Genomic DNA, 6,946 nt, shown 5'->3' with positions numbered 1-6,946 from the left:
CCTCAATCAGCGGTTCCCAGATCGCCCATGTCTCATCAGTGAAAGTGCCTGTTCCGTCTCCTTCTTCAATCCATACAATATAGGAAGTATTTTAAGATCTAACAGGCCCTAGTGTCGTCGAACATGCCGGCCGTGCCGTTCCGCGCGATTTCGGCGAGGATGCGGTCGCGTGTCTCGATATCCTTTTGCGTTCGGGGCAGAAAGAAAGCCCCGTTGCCATCGGTCGCTAGTGCCTGGTTCGCCTCGACAAAGGGCCGCGTGAGACGTTCATAGGCGGCAAACGCATCTTCCGGATTGTCATGGGTGGCCAGTTCGCCTGCCAGCACATACGCGCCCACAAGCGCCAGGCTGGTGCCCTGGCCTGACCGGAAAGACGGTGCGAACGCGGCATCGCCGACCAGCGCCACGCGCCCTTTCGACCAGCGCGGCATCCGGATCTGGCTGACGGAATCGAAATACAGATCGTCGGCCGTTGCCATCGCGTCGAGCAGGCGCTGAACCTCCCAGCCCATGCCGGCGAAGGCTTCCCGCGTGCGCAGGATGTGCTTCTCCGCGTCACGACTGGCGGAAACAGGCGCTTCGTCCGTCGCGAAAGCGAGGAAGCCGAAGACCTTCGGGCTGTCCTGGACCGCCCAGATGCCGGCGGTGCGTCCCGCTTCGGCATGAACGATCCCGCCGTGTGACAGGCCCCTGTCGTTTGGCATGGAAAAGAGACTGAAGCAGAAACCGAGGGAATGAGTGAACTGTTCCTCGGGGCCGAAGACCAGGTGACGAGTCCGCGAGTGCAGCCCGTCTGCGCCGATGACGATGTCGTATCGTTCCTGCCGGCCGCTGGCGAATCCGATATCGACGCCCGCGCCATCGTCATGGAGCGTGTCGATTGAATCGCTGAAACGGTAATCGACGCCGCTGTTTCGTGTCGCGTCATAAAGCAGAGTCGCCAGAGTGCCGCGTGGCAGTTCGACATCGCGGCCGGTCTCACTGCCGATCGCCTCGTAGATCGGGATGCTGCCGATGACCGCGCCTGCTCCGTCCACGAAGGTCATCGCGCGGGACGCGATATGGGCCGCGCGGACCGGGGGCAGCAGACCCATCCGTTCGACCACGTCGATGGCGGTGCCGCGAACGTCGATCGGGTATCCGCCGGTCCGGATGGTCGGCGCCCGCTCGACCACTGTGACGTCGAACCCGTGACGGTCGAGCCAGAAGGCGAGCGCCGGACCCGCGATGCTGGCGCCGGAGATGAAGACGGACCGGCGACGTGCTGGAAGCGCTGCTTTGCTCATGGTATTCATCCGGAGATAAGATTCATCGCGCATCTTACAGAGCGCAGGCCGGGAGGCAATAAGATTCGCCATGCATCTTAAAGTCGGGTTATGAGCGTTTCGGGACGAACGCGGCGGCGCGGGGCGGCGCTGGAAGAGGCGATTCTTGAGGCGGCCTGGGCCGAAATTACGGAGCGCGGCTATGAGGAGCTGACGCTGGAAAACGTTGCTCGCCGTGCGGGAACCAGCCGGCCTGTGCTGCACCGGCGCTGGCCTGGCCGCACGGCGCTCGCGACGGCGGCGCTCGCACGGCAGTTCGCGCGGGCGAATATCGTCATCCCGGATCTGGGCAGTCTGCGGGAAGAACTTTGTCTTCTTCTCCGCTGCATGTCGGATCGCGCCGGGTCGCGGGATCTGCAACTGTTCTTTGACATGCAGAAGGATCTTGTCGCCGAACGGTCGAGCTTCGCCGATATACGGGCGCGCATTGTGGACGGGAGCCAGTTTCATGCCGTCCTTGGACGGGCCATCGAACGGGGTGAGATCGATCCGGCCCGTCTCACGCCCCGGATCGCATCGCTTCCGCTCGATCTGGCCCGGCACGAGATGCTGATGACGTTCCGGCCTCTGCCGGAGGACGCCATCCGCGAGATCGTCGATGATATCTTCCTGCCGCTGGTATGCCGGAGAGAACCTTCTTCCGGAGCGTGACGATGTTTCATGTGCCGGTGGCTCTCGTTTTCAGGCACGGGGTCCGGTCCGGCGGATTTCTTCCGGCTGCCTGAGGACGTCGGGTGGCGTGGTTTCTGCGTGTCGGAAAACCCGGCGTCACGGGAGCAGGCGATCGTCGCAAGGGGGCGGAGTGGCGTCCCGATATTTTGCCCGGTAACGCGGGTTTTTCCGATGGCGGTTTCGTGGCCGGTATCCCCGGCGGATGTTCCCGCCCTGTGTTTTGGCGGAATGGAGGCTGCTTCAGATCATTTCGAGCGGGACGGCGCGGGTTGGCGGGGCGAAGGCGTGGTCGAGTCTGGCGAGGTCTTCGTCTGAAAGTCTGATTTCCTGAGCGGCGACGTTTTCGCGCAGATGTCTGACCGATGAAGCTTTCGGGATGGCGATGAGGTTCGGCTGGCGCAGGACCCAGGCGAGCGCGATCTGGGCGGGGGTTGCGCCTCCGAGCGAGGTTTTGTGACGTCTGGCGATAGCGGCGAGGGCTTCGTTGCGCAGCAGGCCGCCGCCCTGGCCGATCGGGGAGTAAGCCATTGTCACGACGTCGCGTTTCCGGTCCTCGCCGAGCAGGTCGAATTCGACGCCGCGATGTTCGAGGCTGTAGAGGATCTGGTTGACGAGGCACTGATCGCCGCCCGGTGTGCTGTCGAGTTCTTTCATGTCCTCGACATCGAAGTTCGAGACGCCCCAGTTTCTGATGAGTCCGTCTTCGCGCAGGTGTTCGAAGGCTTCGAAGGTTTCGGCCAGAGGGACGGAGCCGCACCAGTGGAGCAGGTAAAGATCGACGTAATCCGTCTTCAGCCGCGCGAGGGAGTTGCGGCAGGCCTGAAGGACGCCTTTGCGGGAGGCGTTGGATGGCAGAACCTTGGTGACGAGAAAGACTTTATCACGAATACCGCTGATCGCTTCGCCGACGACGTGTTCCGAGCGGCCGTTTCCATACATTTCGGCGGTGTCGATGACGCGAAGGCCGAGCTCGATTCCGGCGCGCAGGCTTTCGAGTTCCTCGCTGCGGCTGGCGGCGTTGTCGCCCATGTTCCAGGTGCCCATGCCGAGCGCCGGTACGGCGACGCCGTTTCTGAATTTTACTGTGCAGGACATAATACAGCCTCCTTTTCATGCACAGCGCACCGGGCCGGGATTCGTTCCCTTTAACGAGACGCATGGCAGCTGTTTCGCAGGGCCGGGGCGCGGTGCTGCCGTCCTGAACGACCCTGTTTCAGGGACACGGATCGCGGCGGCGGGGCTGTGTGCGGGGAAGCGGAGCGGGAGCGGGCTGTTTTCCCTTTGACGCGGGGAGGACGACATCCGGCTTGATTCAGGAAACAGCATTGTCCGGTCATGAATTTTCTTCATTCTCCGGCGAGATCGGGACTCAGCGGGCGCGGGTCCAGCCTTTTGCTTCCTGGCGCCAGTAGGCCAGGGTGTGTCCCTGGGCTTTGAGGGCGGTCCAGCGGAGGCGCGCGGAGGCGACGGCGGCTTCGTCGCGGCCGTCGAAGAGATCGAAAACGCGCTCGAACGGATCGGCCTGCGGGGGTTCGGTGGCGCCGAGCAGAAAGAGGAAGGTGGCGCTGTTGGGCACGTCTTCTCCGGCGGTGATCCAGATCGGCTGCCGCTCCGGGTATTTGCCGCCGGTGGCGGCGTGAGGAAGCCAGACAGGGTCTGACACTTTCCACAGGGCGTCATCGAGGGCGCGGGTATCGGCGGGTGTGGCGCAGCGGATGACGGCGCGCTTTCCGCTGTCGAGCGTGCGCCCGAGCAGGACCGGCAGGGCTTCGTGCGCGCCGGTGCGGGTCAGATGATAGAAGCCGATTTCCGCCATGTTTGCGACTTTTTCCGTGGTCTCAGCCTGTTCCGGTCGGGAAGCCCTGTCGGGCTGTTTCCTGGGGGGTGTTGTTTAGCCGGTTTCAGTCTGGCCAGCTCTGGTTTCGGCGTTTGTATACTTTGCAGATACAGACGGGAGGGCTTTTCAGGGCTTTGCCCCGGACCCCACAAAGGGACACAGTCCCTTTGATCCCGGTTTGTTACATTAAAATGGGTGAAGGGCAGAGCCCTGTTTTTCTGACTGTCCCGTTTTCCGGCAGCCTGTTTCCTGTCAGATCCTGGTTTCCGCCAGAGCTTTTCCCGTCAGCCTGCCTCGTACTGACGGACGAGGCGGTCGAGCAGGCGGACGCCGAAAGCGGTGGCGCCTTTCGGGCTGCCCGGTTTTGCTTTCGAGGCCCAGGTGACGCCGGCGATGTCGAGATGCGCCCAGGGGGTGTCTCCGACGAAGCGCTGGAGGAACTGCGCGGCGGTGATGGAGCCGGCCGGGCGGCCGCCGATGTTTTTCATGTCGGCGATATCTGATTTCAGGAGCTGGTCGTATTCCTCGGCCAGCGGCATGCGCCACAGTTTTTCGCCGCTGATCTGTCCGGCGGCGGTGAGGTTTGCGGCGAGCGTGTCGTCATTCGAGAACAGGCCGGCATATTCGTGACCAAGGCCGACGATGATGGCGCCGGTCAGGGTGGCGAGATCGACCATGAAACGGGGTCTGAAGGTTTCGCGGGCGTACCAGATGACGTCGGCGAGGACGAGGCGGCCTTCGGCGTCCGTGTTGAGGACCTCGATGGTCTGGCCGGAGGCGCTGCGGACGACGTCTCCGGGGCGCTGGGCGTTGCCGGAGACCATGTTCTCGACGAGACCGAGGAGACCGACGACATTCACCTTCGCCTTGCGGCGGGCGAGAGCGGAGAGCAGGCCGGTGACGACGCCGGCGCCGCCCATGTCCCATTTCATGTCTTCCATACCGGCGGCGGGTTTGATGGAGATGCCGCCGGAATCGAAGGTGACGCCTTTGCCGACGAAGGCGAGCGGGGCGGAGTCGTCCCCTGCCCCGTTCCAGCGCAGCACGACCATGCGGGGTTCGTTACTGCTGCCCTGGGCGACGCCGAGCAGGGCGCCGAAGCCGAGTTTTTCCATGGCCGGGCGGTCGAACACCTCGACGGTCAGGCCGAGGTCGCGAAGTTCTTCGGCGCGGTTCGCGAAGGCGACGGGGGTGAGGATGTTGGCGGGCTCGGTGACCAGATTGCGGGTCAGGGTGACGCCGCGGGCGACGGCTTCCCAGCTGGTCCAGGCGGTGCGGGCGGTTTCGGGATTGCTGCTCAGGATGGTGAGCGCGGCGAGTTTCGGGCCGTCCTCGCGGTCGGTCGTGCGGTAACGGTCGAACCGGTAGAGGCCGAGCGACGCGCCGAGGGCGATGAGCGGGACGAGGGCGGCGTCGATGCCGTCGGTGGAGATGGCGGCTTCGCTGTGCATGGCCATGGCGAGGGCGGCGACGCCGCCGGCCCGTTCGGCGAGTGCTTCGGTGAGATCGCCTTTATTGCCGAGGCCGACGAGGACGACGCGGTCGAGGCCTGCGCCGGGCGCCAGAATGGTGCAGCTTGTGCCGGACCGGAAGCTGAAGGAGGCGGCTTCCGCGGCGCGGGCGATGGCGCCGCCGGTGGCTTCGTTGACGGCACTGAAGAGTCCGGAGCGGTCCGAGTCGGCGAATTCAGGGAGCGCGAGTGCGCCGCCGGCGGGGAGCGCCAGGCCGGAGAAGCTGATCTCCGTCGCGGGATCTCTCTGACTGTCTTTCTGGAGGTCTTTCACAGGGGAGCGCCTTTGTTCTTATGCGTGATGGCGACGGTCGCGGCGCGGGAGCGCGGTCCCTGCCTCCGCCGGAATGACGGTGACAGGCGTAGCTGAGGGGCCGCGTGCATGGCAAGCGGGCTCGTGTGGCGGGCGGGATGATGGCGGGCGGGCTCGCGCCGGGATGGGGGCCAGACGGGTTGGGTGGCGGGTGCGTGCCAGGAGCGTGTGAGAACAGGGATGCGTGAAAAAAGACAGGCGTGTGTGAAAAGCGGTTCAGCAGGGCTGCAATATCAATTGCGCGTTCACTCATGTGGAGTAAGACATCATCATGATGTCCGATAAACCCCTCCCCTCCGATGCCGATCTTCTTGCACTTGCGCTTCGCCTGGCGCGGGAGGCCGGCACTGTCATCAACGCCATTCGCGAGAAAGGTTTTGTGACGAAGACGAAGTCCGACCGGTCTCCGGTGACGGAGGCGGATCAGGCGGCGGAGACGCACATTCTGGCGGGTCTGCGGGCTGCGACGCCGCATATTCCGGTGATCGCCGAAGAGGAAGTGGCCGCCGGCATTCATGTCGCGGCGGGGGATGTGTACTGGCTGGTCGATCCGCTGGACGGGACGCGGGAATTCGCGGCGGGGCGCGATGATTTCACCGTGAATATCGGGCTGGTCCGGGGAGACAGGGCGGTTCTGGGCGCGATGGCGCTGCCGGCTTACGGGCAGTTTTACGCGGGGGGCGTCGGGCTTGGCGCGAAGCGGTTCGACAGCGATGGCGAACATGACATTCATGTCCGGGAGGCGCCGGAGGAAGGGATTGCAGTTCTGGCGTCCCGGCATCATGGCGATGCGCCGGAGCTGAAGCGGTTTCTGGACGGGCGGGTCATCGCGTCGATCGGCAATATCGGCTCGGCGGTGAAGTTCGTGCGCGTGGCGGAGGGGGTGGCGGATTTCTATCCGCGGCTCGGGCCGACGATGGAATGGGACACGGCGGCGCCTCAGGCGATTGTCGAGGCGGCGGGCGGGAGCGTGACTCTGCTGGACGGGTCGCCGCTGCGTTACAGCAAGGCCGGCTGGAAAAATCCGTCCTTTGTCTGTACCGGCCTTCTGTCTCTCCCGGCATGATGGTGGCTGTATGACGGCTTCTGGCTGATGGTCGGGGTTTTATGACGACAGGGATTTTGCGGCTTCTTTCCGGAAGATTGCCGCAGGGGCGTCCGGACGGGGAAAACCGGCGGTTCCGGGCTGGCGCTGACGCCTGTGCGGATGGCCGTTCGGGGGGCCTGGGGAATACTGGCGAGCCGGCGCTTTTCTGTGTTATGCGGGCGGTCTTTCCAGCAGGATCAGA

The 6,946-nt window shown here is 64.4% G+C and carries 6 protein-coding genes; 2 read left to right on the top strand and 4 right to left on the bottom strand.

Going from position 1 to position 6,946, the window contains the following annotated elements:
* Positions 1–98: 98 nt before the first annotated feature.
* The gene (locus GOB93_RS02810; protein WP_242010481.1) at positions 99–1,286 is read right to left on the bottom strand and encodes an FAD-dependent monooxygenase; all 1,188 of its coding nucleotides are present in this window, start codon (positions 1,284–1,286) and stop codon (positions 99–101) included.
* Between the two features lie 90 nt (positions 1,287–1,376).
* Here GOB93_RS02810 and GOB93_RS02805 point away from each other — a divergent pair, with 90 nt between their 5' ends.
* Entirely contained in the window at positions 1,377–1,976 is a 600-nt protein-coding gene (locus GOB93_RS02805; RefSeq protein WP_173581987.1) for a TetR/AcrR family transcriptional regulator, read from the top strand.
* A 261-nt stretch (positions 1,977–2,237) separates the two neighbouring features.
* On the opposite strand, the gene GOB93_RS02800 is transcribed toward GOB93_RS02805, so the two are convergent.
* The 3 genes from GOB93_RS02800 to GOB93_RS02790 all read right to left on the bottom strand — a co-directional run bounded on the left by GOB93_RS02800 (position 2,238) and on the right by GOB93_RS02790 (position 5,618).
* On the bottom strand, positions 2,238–3,092 hold the full coding sequence (locus GOB93_RS02800; protein WP_173581986.1) for an aldo/keto reductase: 855 nt from the start codon (positions 3,090–3,092) through the stop codon (positions 2,238–2,240).
* Between the two features lie 274 nt (positions 3,093–3,366).
* Positions 3,367–3,813, bottom strand: a complete 447-nt coding sequence (locus tag GOB93_RS02795; protein ID WP_173581985.1) for a DNA polymerase III subunit chi — start codon at positions 3,811–3,813, stop codon at positions 3,367–3,369.
* Between the two features lie 305 nt (positions 3,814–4,118).
* Positions 4,119–5,618: a leucyl aminopeptidase gene (locus GOB93_RS02790; protein WP_173581984.1), complete on the bottom strand. Its 1,500-nt coding sequence runs from the start codon at positions 5,616–5,618 to the stop codon at positions 4,119–4,121.
* A 310-nt stretch (positions 5,619–5,928) separates the two neighbouring features.
* Here GOB93_RS02790 and cysQ point away from each other — a divergent pair, with 310 nt between their 5' ends.
* A complete protein-coding gene (gene cysQ, locus GOB93_RS02785) occupies positions 5,929–6,723 on the top strand; it encodes a 3'(2'),5'-bisphosphate nucleotidase CysQ (RefSeq protein ID WP_408742332.1) in 795 nt (264 codons plus the stop codon).
* Positions 6,724–6,946 lie beyond the last annotated feature (223 nt).

Origin of the sequence: Acetobacter musti (genome assembly GCF_011516835.1) — a bacterium.
In the GTDB taxonomy this organism is placed as follows: Bacteria; Pseudomonadota; Alphaproteobacteria; order Acetobacterales; family Acetobacteraceae; genus Acetobacter; species Acetobacter musti.
Note: the sequence above shows the minus strand (reverse complement) of the source record. Positions and strands in the feature narration are given on the sequence as shown.